The sequence below is a fragment of the Micromonospora sp. WMMD1102 genome, assembly GCF_029626265.1.
Classification (GTDB): Bacteria; Actinomycetota; Actinomycetes; order Mycobacteriales; family Micromonosporaceae; genus Plantactinospora.
In genome coordinates this window covers 1,576,886-1,593,658 of sequence record NZ_JARUBN010000001.1, presented here as the reverse complement: position 1 = coordinate 1,593,658, position 16,773 = coordinate 1,576,886, and the positions used below count along the sequence as shown (strand labels likewise).

At 73.5% G+C, this 16,773-nt stretch carries 10 protein-coding genes and 2 pseudogenes; 4 read left to right on the top strand and 8 right to left on the bottom strand.

The window, feature by feature from the left end:
• The first annotated feature begins 111 nt into the window (after window positions 1-111).
• From O7626_RS07280 to O7626_RS07265, 4 genes are all read left to right on the top strand, one after another.
• Window positions 112-357, top strand: coding sequence for a CPCC family cysteine-rich protein (locus O7626_RS07280; protein ID WP_278060388.1), 246 nt, complete (start codon window positions 112-114; stop codon window positions 355-357).
• Between the two features lie 287 nt (window positions 358-644).
• Window positions 645-2,186, top strand: a complete 1,542-nt coding sequence (locus O7626_RS07275) for an arabinofuranosidase catalytic domain-containing protein (RefSeq protein WP_278060387.1) — start codon at window positions 645-647, stop codon at window positions 2,184-2,186.
• Between the two features lie 187 nt (window positions 2,187-2,373).
• The gene (locus O7626_RS07270; protein WP_278060386.1) at window positions 2,374-3,204 is read left to right on the top strand and encodes a DNA-formamidopyrimidine glycosylase family protein; all 831 of its coding nucleotides are present in this window, start codon (window positions 2,374-2,376) and stop codon (window positions 3,202-3,204) included.
• A 197-nt stretch (window positions 3,205-3,401) separates the two neighbouring features.
• Window positions 3,402-7,052 (top strand): fibronectin type III domain-containing protein, encoded by a 3,651-nt coding sequence (locus tag O7626_RS07265; protein WP_278060385.1) that lies wholly within the window; start codon window positions 3,402-3,404, stop codon window positions 7,050-7,052.
• A gap of 46 nt (window positions 7,053-7,098) precedes the next feature.
• On the opposite strand, the gene O7626_RS07260 is transcribed toward O7626_RS07265, so the two are convergent.
• The 8 genes and pseudogenes from O7626_RS07260 to O7626_RS07225 form a co-directional block, all read right to left on the bottom strand.
• Window positions 7,099-7,878, bottom strand: a complete 780-nt coding sequence (locus tag O7626_RS07260; protein WP_278060384.1) for a hypothetical protein — start codon at window positions 7,876-7,878, stop codon at window positions 7,099-7,101.
• Between the two features lie 90 nt (window positions 7,879-7,968).
• Window positions 7,969-8,835: a PspA/IM30 family protein gene (locus O7626_RS07255; RefSeq protein ID WP_278066087.1), complete on the bottom strand. Its 867-nt coding sequence runs from the start codon at window positions 8,833-8,835 to the stop codon at window positions 7,969-7,971.
• Between the two features lie 689 nt (window positions 8,836-9,524).
• Window positions 9,525-9,791 (bottom strand): annotated as a pseudogene (locus O7626_RS07250) (helix-turn-helix transcriptional regulator); the annotation flags it as partial.
• A 210-nt stretch (window positions 9,792-10,001) separates the two neighbouring features.
• Window positions 10,002-10,529 carry a CinA family protein gene (locus O7626_RS07245; protein WP_278060383.1) on the bottom strand — a complete coding sequence of 176 codons (528 nt, stop codon included), beginning with the start codon at window positions 10,527-10,529 and terminating at the stop codon, window positions 10,002-10,004.
• Between the two features lie 74 nt (window positions 10,530-10,603).
• On the bottom strand, window positions 10,604-11,200 hold the full coding sequence (pgsA, locus tag O7626_RS07240) for a CDP-diacylglycerol--glycerol-3-phosphate 3-phosphatidyltransferase (RefSeq protein ID WP_278066086.1): 597 nt from the start codon (window positions 11,198-11,200) through the stop codon (window positions 10,604-10,606).
• Between the two features lie 247 nt (window positions 11,201-11,447).
• Complete coding sequence (gene rimO, locus O7626_RS07235) at window positions 11,448-13,016, bottom strand: 30S ribosomal protein S12 methylthiotransferase RimO (RefSeq protein WP_278060382.1); 1,569 nt, start codon at window positions 13,014-13,016, stop codon at window positions 11,448-11,450.
• 230 nt (window positions 13,017-13,246) lie between these two features.
• A pseudogene (locus O7626_RS07230) lies at window positions 13,247-14,137 on the bottom strand (ornithine cyclodeaminase family protein); the annotation flags it as partial.
• Between the two features lie 133 nt (window positions 14,138-14,270).
• A complete protein-coding gene (locus O7626_RS07225) occupies window positions 14,271-16,748 on the bottom strand; it encodes a DNA translocase FtsK (RefSeq protein ID WP_278060381.1) in 2,478 nt (825 codons plus the stop codon).
• Window positions 16,749-16,773 lie beyond the last annotated feature (25 nt).

The window sequence follows — 16,773 nt, the reverse complement described above, 5'->3', positions numbered from 1 at the left end:
TGCGCTCCCGGCCCGACGCTTGCGGCCCGGCAACGCAGGCCGGCGGGACGACGGAGGATGGCAGAACCGTCTACTGTGCCCGTGCCGGGGCGCTGTGAAATGCTTACCCGCGTGGGGAAACACTCGATCGATGTCGCCTCCTGCCCGTGCTGCGCGCACCGGACCGGCGGGGGCACCTGCCCAGTCTGCTTCTGGACCGACGACGGTTCCACCGACCAGAATGCCGGCACCGCCCGGGGCGGCCCCAACGGTGACCTGAGCCTGTCCGACGCCCGGCTCAACTACGCCATCTACGGCGCGAGCCACCCGCGTTACCAGGACGCCGTGCGTCCGGCCCGTCCCGAGGAGTTGCCCTGATCCTGGGTGGACGGCGCTAGGCGGGCCGCTGGCGTCCACCTCGCCGTCCACCCGACGGGCAGGATCATCAGACGTTTCGGGCGCGGTGCCCGGCGCGGTGTGCCGGTCGGCACCACCCTGAAGGGCCGCTTCGGGTCCATGATCGCGGCAGATTCCCTCTTCCCGGCCCAGATGCCGCCGGCACGGCTTCAGCGTGCCTCCGATAAGACGTCATACCAATTACGTTCAAGTTGTTCTATGATTTCGGCGCGGTGCTCGCCGGGCTCCTACCACACCGAGGAACCAGCATGAACGTCTTGAACCTCCGCCGCGGACGGCTGGCGGCGATCGGCGCGTTAGCGCTCAGCATGGTCGGTGGCTCCGTCCTGGCCACCCAGGTACACGTCGCCGTCGCGGCGCCGGGCCCGTCCCCGGCCGCGGCCATCGTCCCGGGCCAGAGCGCACCGATCACCGGTGTCGCGTCCGGCCGGTGCATGGAGGTGCCGAACTCCAGCACCACCAACGGCACCCAGACACAGCTGTGGGACTGCACCGGCGCCACCAACCAGACCTGGACCTACAGCTCCAACCGGCAGTTGACGGTGTACGGCAACAAGTGCCTGGACGCCAGCGGTGGCGGCACCGGCAACGGCACCCAGGTGATCATCTGGGACTGCCACGGCAACGCCAACCAGCAGTGGAACGTCAACAGCAACGGCACGATCACCAGCGCCCAGTCCGGACTCTGCCTGGACGCGAACGGGGCCGCCACGGGCAACGGCACCAAGCTCATCCTCTGGTCCTGCCACGGCGCCACCAACCAGCAGTGGAGCTCACCGTCGACGCCGCCGACCCCCACGCCGACCGTTACCCCGCCACCAGCCGGCTCCCTGCCGTGTGACATCTACGCGGCCGGTGGTACGCCATGCGTGGCGGCGCACAGCACCACCCGGGCGCTGTACGCGACCTACCGGGGGAACCTCTACCAGGTGCGGCGCTCGTCCGACAACACCACCCGGGACATCGGCCTGCTGACCACCGGCGGCACGGCCAACGCGGCGACGCAGGACTCGTTCTGCGCCGGCACACAGTGTGTGATCACCGTGGTCTACGACCAGTCCGGCCGGGGCAACGACCTGTGGTACCAGGGCTCCACCGTCGTACCCGGCTCGCCGCAGAGCCGGCCCGCGATCGCCACCTCCGAGTCGTTGAGCATCGGCGGCGGCAAGGCGTACTCGTTGTACATCAATCCGGGCAACAGCTACTGGCGCGACGGTCACCTCACCGGCGTGCCGACCGGTGCCGCACCCGAGGGCATGTACATGGTGACCAGCGGCACGCACGTCAACAACGGCTGCTGCTTCGACTACGGCAACAGCGAGACGACCCGCAAGGCGGACGCGGCCGGGGCGATGGACGCGATCAACTTCAGTACCCAGTGCTGGTTCGGCGGCTGCTCCGGGACGGGGCCGTGGGTGCAGGCGGACCTGGAGTGGGGCCTCTTCCCCGGCGGCAGCCAATCCTGGAACCCGAACCAGCGGGCCTTCCCGCACAAGTTCGTCACCGCCACCCTGAAGAACAACGGCACCACACGCTTCGCCATCAAGGGCAGCAACGCCCAGTCCGGCAGCCTCTACACGCTCTACGACGGGGCGCTGCCGCCGGGATACAGCCCGATGAAGAAGCAGGGCGCGATCATCCTGGGCAGCGGCGGCGACTGCTGCAAGCCCGACGGCGGGGCGAACCTCAGCGCCGGCACCTTCTACGAGGGTGCGATGGTCGCCGGCTACCCCTCCGACGCCACCGAGAACGCCGTGCACGCCAACATCATCGCCGCCAACTACCGCTAGGCGGTCCCGCTACCACCCCGACCATCCCCGCAACCGGTGGCCGGCGTTCCGTCCCGAAGCAGGGCGGCGCCGGCCACCGCTGTCGAGGAAACTCCGCCGGCCCCGGCCCCGGCCAGGCCCGGGGCGGGCGGGCCACCCGTCGGCGCGTACGCCGCTTCCAGCGGTGTCGCCGGAGGAGGATGGACGGGTGCCCGAAGGCGACACCGTGTGGAACACCGCCCGCGCGCTGCACCGCGCCCTGGCCGGTGACCGGCTGACCGCCAGCGACTTCCGGGTACCGCAGCTCGCCACCGCCGACCTGGCCGGGGCCACCGTGCTGGAGTCCGCCGCCCGGGGCAAGCACCTGCTGCTGCGGCTGCTGACCCCGGACGACGGGGCACGGCTCACCCTGCACTCGCACCTGCGGATGGACGGCGCCTGGCGGGCGTACGCCCCGGGGGAGCGCTGGGCGGCCCGCCCCGCACACACCATCCGGGTGGTACTCCGCAGCGCCGCGGCGGTGGCCGTCGGCTACCACCTGCACGAGCTGGCCCTGCTGCCGACCGCCGACGAGACCTCGCTGGTCGGGCACCTCGGACCGGACCTGCTCGGCCCGGACTGGGACCCGGCCGAGGCGGTACGCCGGCTCGCCGCCCAGCCGTCCCGGAGCATCGCCGAGGCACTGCTCGACCAGACCAACCTGGCCGGGATCGGCAACCTCTACAAGTCCGAGCTGCTGTTCCTGCGCGGCGTCTCGCCGTGGACGCCGGTCCGGGAGGTCCCCGACCTGCCCGGCATGGTGGCGCTGGCGCACCGGCTGCTGATGGCGAACCGGGGTCGGTGGACGCAGAACACCACCGGCTCGCTGCACCGGGGCCGGACCAGTTACGTCTACGGCCGCCGGGCCGAGCCGTGCCGCCGGTGTGGCGCGACGATCCGGAAAGGGGACCAGGGTGAACGGGTCACCTACTGGTGCCCGATCTGCCAGCCCGAGCCGGGGCACCGCGCGGGCTCCGGCCCCGGCCGGCCCGCCCGCTGAGGACCGCTCGATCCCGGCCGGAACCAGAAGGTTTTCAGCTGCCTGGCGACCGTATCCAACACTGGCCGTACGCGGTTGACTGCTTACGGATCGTCAGCAGCCCAGCGGGCCGGTCGGGCAGAACTCCTCCGGGTTCCCGTGGCGCTGGCGGACGGAGCGATCCGGTCGAGCTGATCTTCCCGGAAAGGGGTGCGGTCATGTTCAAGAGGTTCGCGGCAAGCCTGGCGGTCCGGGCGGGACAGGCCAGGCGATTGAGCGGGGACAGCCCGGAAGCCGGCACCGGCCGGACCGCTGCGACGGTGGTGCCGGCCGCCCGGACCAGCGCCGACGCCCTGCCGGCGGCCACCCTCGACCCGACCGCCCCGCCGGACTACTTCGGGTTCGTGCCCAACTTCGCCTACAGCCCGCTGCCGGTCTGCGACGCCGCCGGGCGGGTGGCGCCGGGCACCGGCATCCGCAAGTTCGTCGCCGCCCTCCCCCGGCCCGGCGACGTCCCGAACGAACTGGGCAACCTGATCCCGGTCGCGGTGCCGGACACCATCACCTACCCGGGCTGCGACTACTACGAGATCGGCGTGCAGGAGTACCGGCAGCAACTGCATCCCGACCTGCCGCCGACCCGGCTGCGCGGCTACCGGCAACTGAACAACGGCACCGACGACACCGGGCACAACACGGTGGCGCCACCGCTGCGGCCGTACCACCTCGGGCCGCTGATCCTGGCCCGGCGGGACCGCCCGGTCCGGGTCAAGTACGTCAACCGGCTGCCGGTCGGCCCGGCCGGCACGCTCTTCCTGCCGGTGGACCCGACCGTGCCGGGCGCCGGTACGGGTCCACTCGGCGGCACCGAGCACTATCCGCAGAACCGCTGCGCCGTCCACCTGCACGGCGGGTGTACCCCGTGGATCAGCAACGGCGGCCCGGCCCAGTGGACGACCCCGGCCGGCGAACCGACGTCGTACCCGCGCGGCGCCGGCTTCGCCGCCGTGCCGGACATGCCGGAGCCCGGTGCCGGGGCGAGTACCGCCTACTACCCCAACCAGCAGAGCGGGCGGTTGCTCTGCTGGCATGACCAGTCCGAGGGGATCGCCCGGCTCACCGTCTACTCCGGACAGCTCGGCCTCTACCGGCTGGACGACCCGGTGCAGCGCCGCCTGGTCGACGACGGCGTACTGCCGGCCGAGGAGGTCGTGCTGGTGCTCCAGGACCGGACCTTCGTACCGGACGAGACCCAGCTCGCCGCCCAGGACCCGACCTGGGACGTGGCCCGCTGGGGCGGCCCGGGGAGCCTCTGGTTCCCGCACGTCTACATGCCGAGCCAGAACCCGTACAACGAGTCGGGGACGAACCCGATGGGCCGGTGGGACTACGGGCCGTGGTTCTGGCCGCCGTTCACCGGCATCACCCACCCGGCGGCACCGAACCCGCACCACGACCCGCTGGCCCGGCCGTGGCAGCCGCCGGTCCAGCCGGGCACCCCGACCCCGTCGGCGGTGCCGGACGCCTTCGGCGACACCCCGCTGGTCAACGGTGCCGCCTACCCCTACCTGCGGCTGCGGCCGGCGGCGTACCGGTTCCGGATCCTCAACGCCTGCAACGACCGCAGCCTGAACCTCCAGCTCTACTACGCGGCCTCGAACGCGCCGATGTGGGGTCCGGACGGCACGCTGCTCGACGGCGGGGCCGGCGAGGTGCCGATGGTCCCGGCCCGGCCGAACCCGGACTTCCCGCCCGGCTGGCCGACCGACGGCCGGTGTGGCGGGGTGCCGGACCCGAACGCGACAGGTCCGGACTGGATCCAGCTCGGCACCGGCGGCGGGCTGCTGCCGGCGGTCGCGGTGCTGCCCAGCCAGCCGATCGACTACCGGTACGACCGGCAGGACGGCGCCGTGCCCGAGGTGACCGGGCACGCCCTGCTGCTCGGCCCCGGCGAGCGCGCCGACGTGGTCGTCGACCTCTCCTCCGTACCGTCCGGGTCGAACCTGGTCCTCTACAACGACTGCCCGGCGCCGCTGCCGGGCTGCGACCCGCGCAACGACCAGTACACCGGCGCCCCGGACCGGACCCCGTCGGGCGGGCCGCCGGGCACCCGCCCCGGCTACGGCCCGAACACCCGGACACTGCTCCAGATCCAGGTGGTCGGGACCCCGGCACCGCCGTTCGACACCGACCGGCTCCGGGTCGCGCTCCCGGCGGCGTACGCGGCGAGCCAGCCGCCGCCGATCGTGCCGCAGCCGGCGTACGACGTGGCGTTCGGCACCGCCACCGCGCCGGACGGGTACGCCCCGGCCGAGGCCGATTCGCTCACCTTCGTCCCGTACGGCGGCGGCACGCCGGTGACCCTGCCGTTGCACCGCAAGGCGATCGTGGCCGAGTTCGACACCGGGTACGGCCGGCGGACCTCCCTGCTCGGCACCGAACTGCCGAAGTCCAGCTCGCTGGTGCAGACCACCGTCCCGCTGACCCGGATCGACCCTCCGACCGAGGTGCTGCTCCCCTCCGACCCCGCCGCCCCGGTCGGCTCCCCCGGCGACAACAGCCAGCTCTGGAAGATCGTGCACCACGGCACGGAGACCGAGTTCGTGCACTTCCAGCACGTCGACGTCCAGTTGGTGAACCGGATCGGCCGGGACGGCACGGTCCGGCCACCCGAGCGCAACGAGTTCGGCTGGCGGGACACCGTCCGGGTGCACCCGTTCGAGGCGGCGGTGGTGGCGCTCCGCCCGACGCTGCCACCGGCGCTGCCGTTCACCGTGCCGGACAGCGTCCGGCTCGCCGACCCGACCCGTCCGGCCGGCGAGTCCGAATGCCACGCCCAGGTCGACCCGGTGACCGGCGAGCCGGCCGTGGTGGTCAACCGGCGGCACGACCTCGGCTGGGAGTACCTCTGGCACTCGCAACTGCTCGGCCACGCCGAGGGCCGGATGGCCCGGCCGTTGGTGCTGCGCTTCTCCCCGGCGGCGCCGACCGGTCTCGCCGCCCGGCCGGAACCCGGCTCGGCGAGCGTGCTCCCGGCGATCGTCCTGGCCTGGACGGACAACTCCCGGCGCGGCGCCGTGCCGGGGCCGCCAGCCACCCGCTGCCGGGTGCAGCGGGCCGTCGACCCCGGATTCGGCCGGGACCTGCACACCTTCGTCGTCCCGGCCGAGCAGAACCGGTACGTCGACTCGACGGTCGTCCCCGGAGTCACCTACTACTACCGGGTACGGGCCGAGAACGCCGTCGCCCACTCCGGGTACTCCAACACCACGAGCGCGCAGGTGTGGCTGCGGGCGCCGACCGGACTGGTCGCCACGGTGGCGAGCGGGCCACCGCTGCGGGTCAACCGGGGCTGGGTGAACCGCTCCTTCGCCACCACGGTGGAACTGCAACGGGCCACCAACCCGACCTTCAGCAGCGGGCTGGTCACCAGCACCCGCCCGGTCACCGGCAGCTGCCCGGACACCCGGGTGACGCCGGAGACCACCTACTACTACCGGGTGCGTACCAGCTATCTGGGCGCCTCGTCACCCTGGTCGAACGTCTGCACGGTGGTGATCCCGGCGGTGCCGCCGACGCCGACCGACCTCACGGTGACGCTGGACCGCACACCGGGGCCGGGCGGCGGCAGCCTGGTGCTGACCTGGCGGGTCCCGTTGACGAGCGTGGTCGGAAGTTTCCGGCTGCACCGGGCCACCGACGCCGGTTTCAGCTCGGCGCTGGTGACGTCCCGGCTGCCGGGCACGGTCCGCTCGTTCACCGACACCGGACTCGCCCCGGACACCGTCTACCACTACCGGATCCAGGCCGCCAACCCGGCCGGTACGTCGGAGGTCAGCCGCCCGGTCTCGATCCGCACCCCGAGCTGACCTGTCAGGTGTCAGGGCCGCCCCGCCCCCACCACTGTCGGCTCGGTCAGGACATCGCCTGGGTCGGGCCGGTCCGGGAGCGCAGCTCCGCCAACCCGCCGGCCACGCCCCGGAGCAGGTCGGTCGCCTCGGTGAGCCGGGTCACCGAGGAGTGGTCGTCGTACTCGCGGCCCTCCTCGGCCACGAAACCGGCCGCCGCCGCCACCAGCCGCTCGTACGCCGACACACCGCTCTCGAGCTGCGCGGTCAGGTGCCGGTGCGCGGCCTCCAGTTCGGCGCGGGTGTCGGCGGGCGCCACCCGCACCGCCCGGTCCACACTGGCCACCCGCTCGGCGAGGTCCCGGAGGGACTGCTCCGCCACCGTCGCCTCCAGCAGGGCGGGGCCGGCCGGACCGGTGAGCCGCCCGGCGAGCCCGGCCATCGTGACCGCGGCCCGGTCCAGCCGGGCCCACGGCTCGGCCGCGGCCGAGCCGCGCAGGGCGACCCGGGCACGCTGCCGGCGTACCTCGGCGAGAGCCTGACGCCCGGCGGGCAGTCGCTCGACCGCGGCGACCAGCCGGGCACCGACCTGTTCCGGGGTGATCGGCTCGGGAGGCGGCGGCACCGGCTGGGCGGCCAGCTCGCGGAGATCGGCCCAGCGCCAGACCGCCAGCATGACCGAACCACCGGCCGCCGCCACCCAGGCCGCGTCCGGCAGCCCCAGCCCCTGGTAGGGGGTGAGGACCGCCGCCGCACCGCCAAGACCGCCCGCGAGCACGCTCCACCGCCGCACCGACCGGCGCAGGCTACGCAGCCGGCGCAGGTGGCGGGTACGCAGATCCGCCATCTCGACCCCACTCCCCGACGACCGCCGGCCCGGCCGGCGGCTCCGCTGTGGTTCACCGGCCGCTCCGTCCGGGCCGCCGGGTCCTGCCGGTCAGCCTGCGGCGCTGCTGCTGCCGCCGCCGGTCTGCTTGTCCCGGCCCAGGCTGGCCCGGATCTCGTCCAGCCGGGCAACCCCGGCCGGATCCGCCGCCGGTGCCGGCTCGACCGCCGGGTTGGCGGTCCCGCCGGCAAGCTTCTCGCCGGCCATGCTGGAGCGGATCTGCTCCAGCCGGGACGCGCCGGCCAGGTCGAGGGTGGACTTCTGGATCTCCAGCATCCGCCCCTCGACCGAGTTGCCGGCCAGCTCGGCCCGGCCCATCGCGTTGGCGTAGCGCTGCTCGATCCGGTCCCGCACCTCGTCGAGCGACGGGGTGTTGCCGGGTGCGGCCAGCGCGGACATCGACTCCAGCGACTTGGCCACACTCTCCTGCATCTTGGCCTGTTCGAGCTGGCTGAGCAGCTTCGCCCGCTCGGCCAGCTTCTGCTGGAGGATCATCGAGTTGTTCTCGACCGCCCGGCGAGCCTGTGCGGCGGCACCGATCGCCTGGTCGTGCAGGGTCTTGAGATCCTCGGTCGACTGCTCGGCGGCGACGAGCTGGGTGGCGACGGTCTGCGCACTCTGCTCGTACTTGGTGGCCTCGGTCTCGTCACCGGCGGCCCGGGCCCGGTCGGCGAGCACCAGGGCCTGCCGGGCCATGCCCTGTAGCCGCTCGACCTCGGACATCTGGCGGGACAGCCGCATCTCGAGCTGACGCTGGTTGCCGATGACCGCCGCAGCCTGCTGGACGAGCGCCTGGTGCTGGCGCTGCGCCTCCTCGACAGCCTGCTGGATCTGCACCTTGGGATCGGCGTATTCGTCGATCTTGGCGCCGAACAGCGCCATCATGTAGCGCCAGCCCTTGACGAACGGGTTCGCCATCTCCCGGTATCCCCTCAGTGTCATCAGTCCGGTGGCCATGTCGGCCGGCGGCGGAAAGCGCCCGCACGACAGGATCTCCATCGTCCCAGGATCGCGCCACCCCGGCCTACGACCTCAGGGGGATATCCACCGGATATGCCGCTGGGGCCCACCGTAACGCGGTAGGCCCTCGGCGAGCCACACTTCACCGCCGCCGGGCCCCTGACGGACGGATCAGCCGGCATCGCGGCCGGTCAGCCGACGCAGACGACGTCGCGCTCGGGACTGGCGGTGGGGCGGATCCGCCGGGTGGTCCGCAGGGTCGTCTTGAGCGGCGATTCCTGCCGTACCGTCACCGAAACGGTGCCGTCGGTCGCGATCTGCCGTACCGGCTCGGCGGCCAGCGGGTGCACGCCGCCGTCGGCGAGCGTACGCACGGTCCGGTCGGCCAGCGCCGGCCCGACCAGGGACGCCTCGACCAGCGCCGACTGGGCGGCGGGCTCGGTACGCGCCGGCTCGGCCGCTGCGGCCTGCCGGGCCGGCTCGGCGGTCCCGGACTGGCGTACCGGCTCGGCCGCCGTCTCGCGGGTCGGCTCGGCCGCACCGGACTGCCGGGCCGGTGCCGGGTAGGTCGGAGCGGCCCGCCCGGCCTCCTCGGCCGGTCCACCCGACTCCGGACGCTTCGCTCCGGCCCGCCCCGGGGCCGGGCTCTCCTGGACCGGTATCAGCACTCCGGGCACCCCTTCGGCCACTTCGACCGTGTCGCTGACGTCCCGGAGCAGCTCGGAGAGCCGGGCTCCCAGCGCGTCGCAGATGGCGGCGAGCAGCTCGCTCGATGCCTCCTTCTGACCGCGCTCGATCTCGGAGAGGTAGCCCAGGCTGACGTTCGCGGCGGAGGAGACCTCGCGCAGGGTCCGGTGCTGCCCCTGCCGACGCGCCCGTAACGCGTCACCGATCACCCGGCGTAGCAGGACCATCGCACCTCCCGTGTCGCGGGCTCAGACTCTCCCGGACGTCGGACCGGCGTCGTCACGCCGACCCCGCCGTGCTGCGGCGACACCGACCTCGCCGCGGGTGCGGCGCGTCGATCCGGCCGCGATGCGGGGGGTACCGCGACGTCGACTGCCCGAGCCTTCCCGCAACCGTACCCGCTACGGCCGCCGACGACATCCCGCCCCGCCAGTTGGTCAGCGGGCGCCGCCGACCGGGCTCCCGTCGACCCCGGCGTGCAGCCGCTCGCTGAGCAGGTGCAGGGCACCACTCACCGCCTCGATCCGGATCCGCAGCCGGTTGCCGCTGATGTCGAGCCGGCGTACCTCGGTGCCGGTGGGTCCGGCCGCCGCCACGAAGACGAGCCCGACCGGTTTGCCGTCCTGTGGTTCGGGACCGGCGACGCCGGTGGTGGCGAGGCACCAGTCCGCGGCACAGCGCTGCCGGCCGCCCTCGGCCAGCGCCACCGCCACGTCCGGGTCGACCGCGCCGCGCTGGTCGAGCAGCTCGGCCGGTACGCCCACCAGCGACGACTTCAACTCGGTCGCGTACGCCACCAGGCCGCCCCGGAACACGCTGCTGACCCCGGCGATGTCGACGATGGTGGCGGAGAGCAGGCCGCCGGTGAGCGACTCCACCACCGCGAGCGTGGCACCCCGGTCGGCGAGCGCGTGCACCACCGCCGCCGCCGCGTTGTCGGCTGCCCGTGCGGGATCCTCCGCCATCCGGTCCTCCTGTCGGTTCTCGGCCGGGCCGTGCGGCCGGTACTGCTGTGCGTGCCCCGTCCTGCGGCGGCCGGTCAGCGGGCCGGGCGACGCAGCCGCAGCGCCCGGACCACGTAGTCGAGCCCGGTCACCACGGTCACCACCACGGCGACGCCGAGGATCCACGGTCCTACCCAGGCGACGCTCTCCGGAACCGGCCAGAGGTACCAGACGATGGCCAGGATCTGGACGGCGGTCTTGGCCTTGCCGCCCCGGCTGGCCGCGATGACGCCGTACCGGATCACCCAGAAGCGCATCAGCGTGATGCCGAACTCGCGTACCAGGATGAGCACGGTGATCCACCAGGGGATCCGGTCATACCAGGACAATAGAACCAGAGCGGTGCCGGTCAGGGCCTTGTCGGCGATCGGGTCGGCCACTTTTCCGAACGAGGTGACCAGCGCCCAGCGCCGGGCGATCCACCCGTCCACCAGATCCGTCACCGAGGCGACGACGAAGGTCAGACAGGCGGCCACCCGCCAGCCGGGGTGCACCATCCCGGAGGCGACCACCAGACCGACGAAGACGGGCACCAACGCCAGTCGGAGCGCGGTGAGCCCGTTGGCCGCGTTGACCAGCGGAACCGGACCCACCCGCCCGGTCGCCACCGGATCGGTCACCGGATCGGCCATCGGGTCGGTCCGCACCGGATGGAGCGCCATCGGATCGCCGGTCGCCGGATCGACGTCCGCGGCAGCCCGGCCAGCCGGTACCGCCGACGCCGCCACGCCTGGTACCGCCACGCCGGGTACCGCCGCGCCCGGCACCGCCGAGGCCGCCGCGCCGGGTACCGGATCCGCCGCCCCGGTCACGACGGCTTCCCGCCGCCGGCGGCGCCCCGGCGGGTCATCCCCGGCGGGACCGTCGCTGCCACCGGGGTCACCCCGCCCCACGCGGCGCCGCCGAGATCATCTCCTCCGGCACGGCCACCAGGTCCACGCCCTCGGTGCCGGTGACCCTGGCCCGGACCAGGTCGCCCGGGCAGAGCGCGGCCAGGTCGACCCCGCCGCCGGTCGGCGCGACCAGGGTGGTCGAGCCGTCCACCTCCGGCGCCTGGTGGGCCGCCCGGCCCTCCACGACGCCGTCGTCCACCGAGTCGACGAGCACCTCGACGCTGGAGCCGAGCCGCTCCTCGGCACGTTGCGAGCAGAGCTCGTCGGCGAGCGCGGAGAGCCGGTCGTAGCGCCGCTTGACCGTGGCCGGCGACACCTTGCCCGACAGGGTGGCGGCCTCGGTGCCGTCCTCGTCGCTGTAGTCGAAGACCCCGATCGCGTCCAGCCGGGCGGCGGTGAGGAAGCGCTCCAGCTCCGCCACGTCCGCCCGGGTCTCGCCGGGGAAGCCGACGATCACGTTGCTCCGGGCTCCGGCGTCGGGCGCGAGCCGCCGGACCGAGGCGAGCAGGTCGAGGAACCGGTCGGTCGAGCCGAATCGGCGCATCCGGCGGAGTACCGCCTCGCTGGAGTGCTGGAACGAGAGGTCGAAGTAGGGCGCCACCCCGGGTGTGCTGGCGATCGCCTCGACCAGCCCCGGACGGGTCTCCGCCGGCTGGAGGTAGCTGGCCCGGACCCGGACGATGCCGTCGACCGCGGCCAGCTGCGGGAGCAGTTTCTCCAGCAGCCGGGGGTCGCCGAGATCCTTGCCGTACGAGGTGGAGTTCTCGCTGACCAGCACCAGCTCCCGTACGCCGGAGCGGGCCAGCCACTCCGCCTCGGCGAGCAGCTCGTCCGGGGTACGCGAGACGAAGGCGCCACGGAACGCCGGGATCGCGCAGAACGCGCAGCGCCGGTCGCAGCCACTTGCCAGCTTCAACGAGGCGACCGGGCCGGAGTCGAGCCGGTGCCGGAGTACCGGGCGCAGGTGCGCCGGGGTGTGCTCGTCGGCCACCAGCGCACCGCCGGCCGGACGGCTCGCGGCGCCGCCCGACACCGGCCCGCCTGCCGGCCCCGGCACCGCCGCGTCGCCGGCCGGACGGCCGGCCGCGTCGCCGTGCCCGGGCACCACCACGGAGCCGCCGTGCCGGGCCACCGGAGTCAACGGCAGCAGCTCGCGCCGGTCCCGGGGGGTGTGCGCGGGGAGCTGCTTGCCGGCCAGCACGTCGTCCAGCCGGGCGGAGATGTCGGGATAGTCGTCGAAGCTGAGCACGGCGCCGGCCTCGGGCATGCCGTCGGCCAGCTCCCGGCCGTACCGCTCGGCCATGCAGCCGGCCGCCACGACCTTGGCTCCGGTGTCGGCGGCGGCCAGCAGGGTCTGGATCGAGTCCTGCTTGGCCTTCTCCACGAAGCCACAGGTGTTGACCAGCACCACGTCGGCGCCCTCGCCGTCGGTGGTCACCTGCCAGCCGTCGGCGTCCAGCCGGGCGGCCAGCTCCTCCGAGTCGACCTCGTTACGGGCACAGCCGAGAGTGAGCAGCGCGACCCGGCGCCGGGAGGAGGAATCGGCAGACACCATCCGAGCCTACCGGGAGGGCGGGCGGGCCCCGGCACGGCGCCCGCCCGGAGCGCTCGGGTCACCCCGCCCGGCGGCTCGGTCACCCCGCCCGGCGGCCCGGGTCACCCGCAGCCGGCGTTCCGTCCCGGCGCCGCCACACCGGCCGCCTCGCCCGGAGCCGCACCCGTCGACCCGGCCGGGACCGCATCCGTCGACCCGACCGAGGCGGCACTGGTCGGCTCCCGCTTCGGCCTGGTCAGCCGGTCGAGCAGGAACGCCTCGGCGCCGGCCAGGCCCACCGAGCAGAAGACGGTCACCTGGTCCGCCGTGGTCCGGCCGGGCAGCACCCCGCCCAGCGCCCGCAACCGCCCGGCGTACGCCCCGACGGTGCCGAGCATCGGCGGGTCGTACGCCCCGGCCTGCTCTAGTGACTCGGTGACCAGCAGATCCGCCCGGTCCAGCAGGTCGGGACCGAACTCCGCCCGACCCACCTGCTTGGGGCCGACGGTGTTGAGGTGGCAGCCGGGGCTCAGGTCGGCGGCCGAGATCACCGGTGTAGGGCTGCTGGTGGCGAGTACCACGATGTCGCGGTCGCGTACCGCCTCGGGGCCGGTGGACACCGGCCGGGCCGGGATGCCCAGTTCGGAGCGGACCCGGGCGGCGAACTTCTCCCGCCCGGCGGGGCTACGGCAGAAGACCGTCACCTCGCGCAGCCGGCGCACCGCCGCGACGGCCCAGACCTGCGCCCACGCCTGGCCACCGGCCCCGATCACACCCAGGGTGGCCGCGTCCGGCCGGGCGAGTGCCCGCACCGCCACCCCGCCGAACGCCCCGGTACGCCGGGACCCGATCTCCGCGCCGACCGCGATCGCCCGGACCCGTCCGGTACCGGCCTCGTGCAGGGCCACCACCTGCTCGCTCTCGCCATGCCCGAAGGTGTCGTACGAGCCGTAGCCGTACCACTCGCCGGTGAGCTGGCCGGCGGCGAGCACCAGCCGGCCACCCGCCAGCGGCACGGCCGCCCTGGGCGGGGTGACGAACCGGCCCCGGTACGCCGCCAGCAGGGCGTCCCGGATCGCCTCCACCGCGGTCGCCGCGTCCAGCCGGGCCGAAACCTCGGCGTCGGTGATGAACTGGGTCATCATCCGATTCTGGTACGTGAACCACGATTGAGGTCAACCGTGGTGTCCGGGTGAGGTGTCCCGGAGGGTGAACGCCGCTGCGGGTGCGGAGCCATTCCGGGATCTCTCCGACCTGTCCACTCCTCCGGCCGGCTCAGTCCTCCGGCCGGAGCGCCGCCAGTGCCTCCTCCAGCTCGTCTGGCTTGACCAGCACGTCCCGGGCCTTCGAGCCCTCGGACGGCCCGACGATCCCCCGGGTCTCCATCAGGTCCATCAGCCGGCCCGCCTTGGCGAAGCCGACCCGCAGCTTGCGTTGCAGCATCGAGGTCGAGCCGAACTGCGATGTCACCACCAGCTCGATCGCCTGCACCAGCAGGTCGACGTCGTCGCCGATCTCCTCGTCGACCTTTTTCTTGGTGTCCTGCGCCGGGGTCAGCACGTCGGGCCGGAACTCCGGCTCCCGCTGGTCCTTGCAGAACTTGACGATGTCGTTGATCTCGTTTTCGGTCACCCAGGCGCCCTGGATGCGTACCGGCTTGGAGGCGCCCATCGGCAGGAACAGCCCGTCGCCCCGGCCGATCAGCTTCTCCGCGCCGGGCTGGTCGAGGATGACCCGGGAGTCGGCAAGCGAGGAGGTCGCGAAGGCGAGCCGGGACGGCACGTTCGCCTTGATCAGACCGGTCACCACGTCGACCGAGGGGCGCTGGGTGGCCAGCACCAGGTGGATACCGGCGGCCCGGGCGAGCTGGGTGATCCGGACGACCGAGTCCTCCACGTCGCGCGGCGCCACCATCATCAGGTCGGCCAGCTCGTCCACGATCACCAGCAGGTACGGGTACGGCCGGATCTCCCGCTCACTGCCCGGCGGCGGCTTGATCTGCCCGGCCCGGACCTTGCGGTTGTAGTCGTCGATGTGGCGCACCCCGGCGGCGGCCAGGTCGTCGTAGCGCATGTCCATCTCGCGGACCACCCAGTCCAGCGAGTCGGCCGCCTTCTTCGGGTTGGTCACGATCGGGGTGACCAGGTGCGGAATCCCCTCGTAGTTCGTCATCTCGACCCGCTTCGGGTCGATCAGCAGCAGCCGCACCTCGTCCGGAGTGGCCCGGGTCAGAATTGACACAAGCAGACTGTTCAGACATGAGCTCTTGCCCGCACCCGTCGCCCCGGCGATGAGGATGTGCGGCATCTTGGCCAGGTTGGCCACCACGAAGCCGCCCTCGATGTCCTTGCCGAGCGCCACCAGCATCGGGTGGTGGTCACTCGCCGCCGCCCGGGACCGGAGCACGTCGCCGAGCGCCACGTCCTCCCGGTCGCTGTTCGGGATCTCGACACCGACCGCGCTCTTGCCCGGGATCGGGCTGAGGATCCGGACGTCCGGCGACTTGACCGCGTACGCGATGTTGCGGGAGAGCTGGGTGATCCGCTCGACCTTCACGCCGTGCCCGAGTTCGACCTCGTACCGGGTGACGGTCGGGCCCCGGGTGAAACCGGTCACCGCCGCGTCCACGTCGAACTGCTCGAAGACCCCGGTCAGCGCAGCGATCACCTCGTCGTTGGCCCGGCTGCGGGTCTTCGGCGCACCGCCGGGACGCAGCAGGTTGGCCGGTGGCAGCGTGTAGTCGCCGGCCAGCCCGGTGATCGCCAACTGCTCGGCCCGGGTCGGTGCCGGCGAGTGCTCCGGCGGTTCCGGCGGCTTCCGGGCCGCCGGTACCTTCCCCTTCGACCGGCGCGACGGCGGCACCGCCTCGGGCTCCGGAGTGTCGACCTCGTAGCCGGGCTCCTCCTCCTCGTCGGCCGGGCCGGGCAGCGGCGACGGGCGGCGGCGGGCCGGCCGGCGTCCCTCCGCGCCACGCGCCGATCCGGCTTCGGCGTCCTCGTCGGACTCCGGCCGGCCGAGCACCGCGCCGGCCAGCAGCCCGAGTCGCTCCGGCACCTTGTTGATCGGGGTCGCGGTCACCACCAGCAGACCGAAGAGCAACAGCAACACCAGCAGCGGTACGGCGACCCAGGCGCTTACCGCGCTCTCCAGCGGGCCGCCGACCCCGGCCCCGATCAGGCCACCGGCGTAGTCCCGCTCGGCGTTGTTCACCGGACGGGTTCCGATGTGCAGCAGGGCTGCCGTACCGACGATCAGCGCGGTCCAGCCGACCAGGCCCCGCCCCCGGTGCTCCGGCTCGGTGGGTGCCCGCATCAGCCTGACCGAGCCGATCAGCAGCAGGACCGGCAGCACGATGGAGATCGCGCCGAAGAAGAGCCGGATGGTGTCGGCGAGCTGGCCACCCAGCGGCCCGGCCGAGGAGAACCAGACCGCCACGGCACTGAGAATCGCCAGGCCGAGCAGGAGCAGGCCGGCACCGTCCCGGCGGTGCTCCGGGTCGAGGTCGCGGGCGGTCGCCGCCTGCCGGCCGGCCGCCCGCATGGCCCAGCCGACGCTGTGCGCCAGCCCCATCCAGGTCGCCCCGATCGCCCGGCCGACGTAGACCGCCGGACTGGTCCGGGTCGGCCGGCGTGCGGCGGCGGCCCGGCCCCGGGTCGGCTGACGTGCCCGGGTGTTGCCCGCCCGGGTACCGCCGGCGCGGGATGTCGACCCGTTCCGGCGCCGGTTCGCCTGAGAGGAGGCACGGCCCGCCATAAGTTCACACGTTAGCGGTGCGCGC

Excerpts from the sequence above, each read along its gene's own strand:
- O7626_RS07265 (WP_278060385.1), top strand. The coding sequence starts at position 3,402 with ATGTTCAAGAGGTTCGCGGCAAGCCTGGCGGTCCGGGCGGGACAGGCC.
- O7626_RS07260 (WP_278060384.1), bottom strand. The coding sequence starts at position 7,878 with ATGGCGGATCTGCGTACCCGCCACCTGCGCCGGCTGCGTAGCCTGCGC.
- O7626_RS07225 (WP_278060381.1), bottom strand. The coding sequence starts at position 16,748 with ATGGCGGGCCGTGCCTCCTCTCAGGCGAACCGGCGCCGGAACGGGTCG.
- O7626_RS07245 (WP_278060383.1), bottom strand. The coding sequence starts at position 10,529 with ATGGCGGAGGATCCCGCACGGGCAGCCGACAACGCGGCGGCGGCGGTG.
- O7626_RS07255 (WP_278066087.1), bottom strand. The coding sequence starts at position 8,835 with ATGGCGAACCCGTTCGTCAAGGGCTGGCGCTACATGATGGCGCTGTTC.
- pgsA (WP_278066086.1), bottom strand. The coding sequence starts at position 11,200 with ATGGCCGATCCGGTGACCGATCCGGTGGCGACCGGGCGGGTGGGTCCG.
- rimO (WP_278060382.1), bottom strand. The coding sequence starts at position 13,016 with ATGGTGTCTGCCGATTCCTCCTCCCGGCGCCGGGTCGCGCTGCTCACT.
- O7626_RS07275 (WP_278060387.1), top strand. The coding sequence starts at position 645 with ATGAACGTCTTGAACCTCCGCCGCGGACGGCTGGCGGCGATCGGCGCG.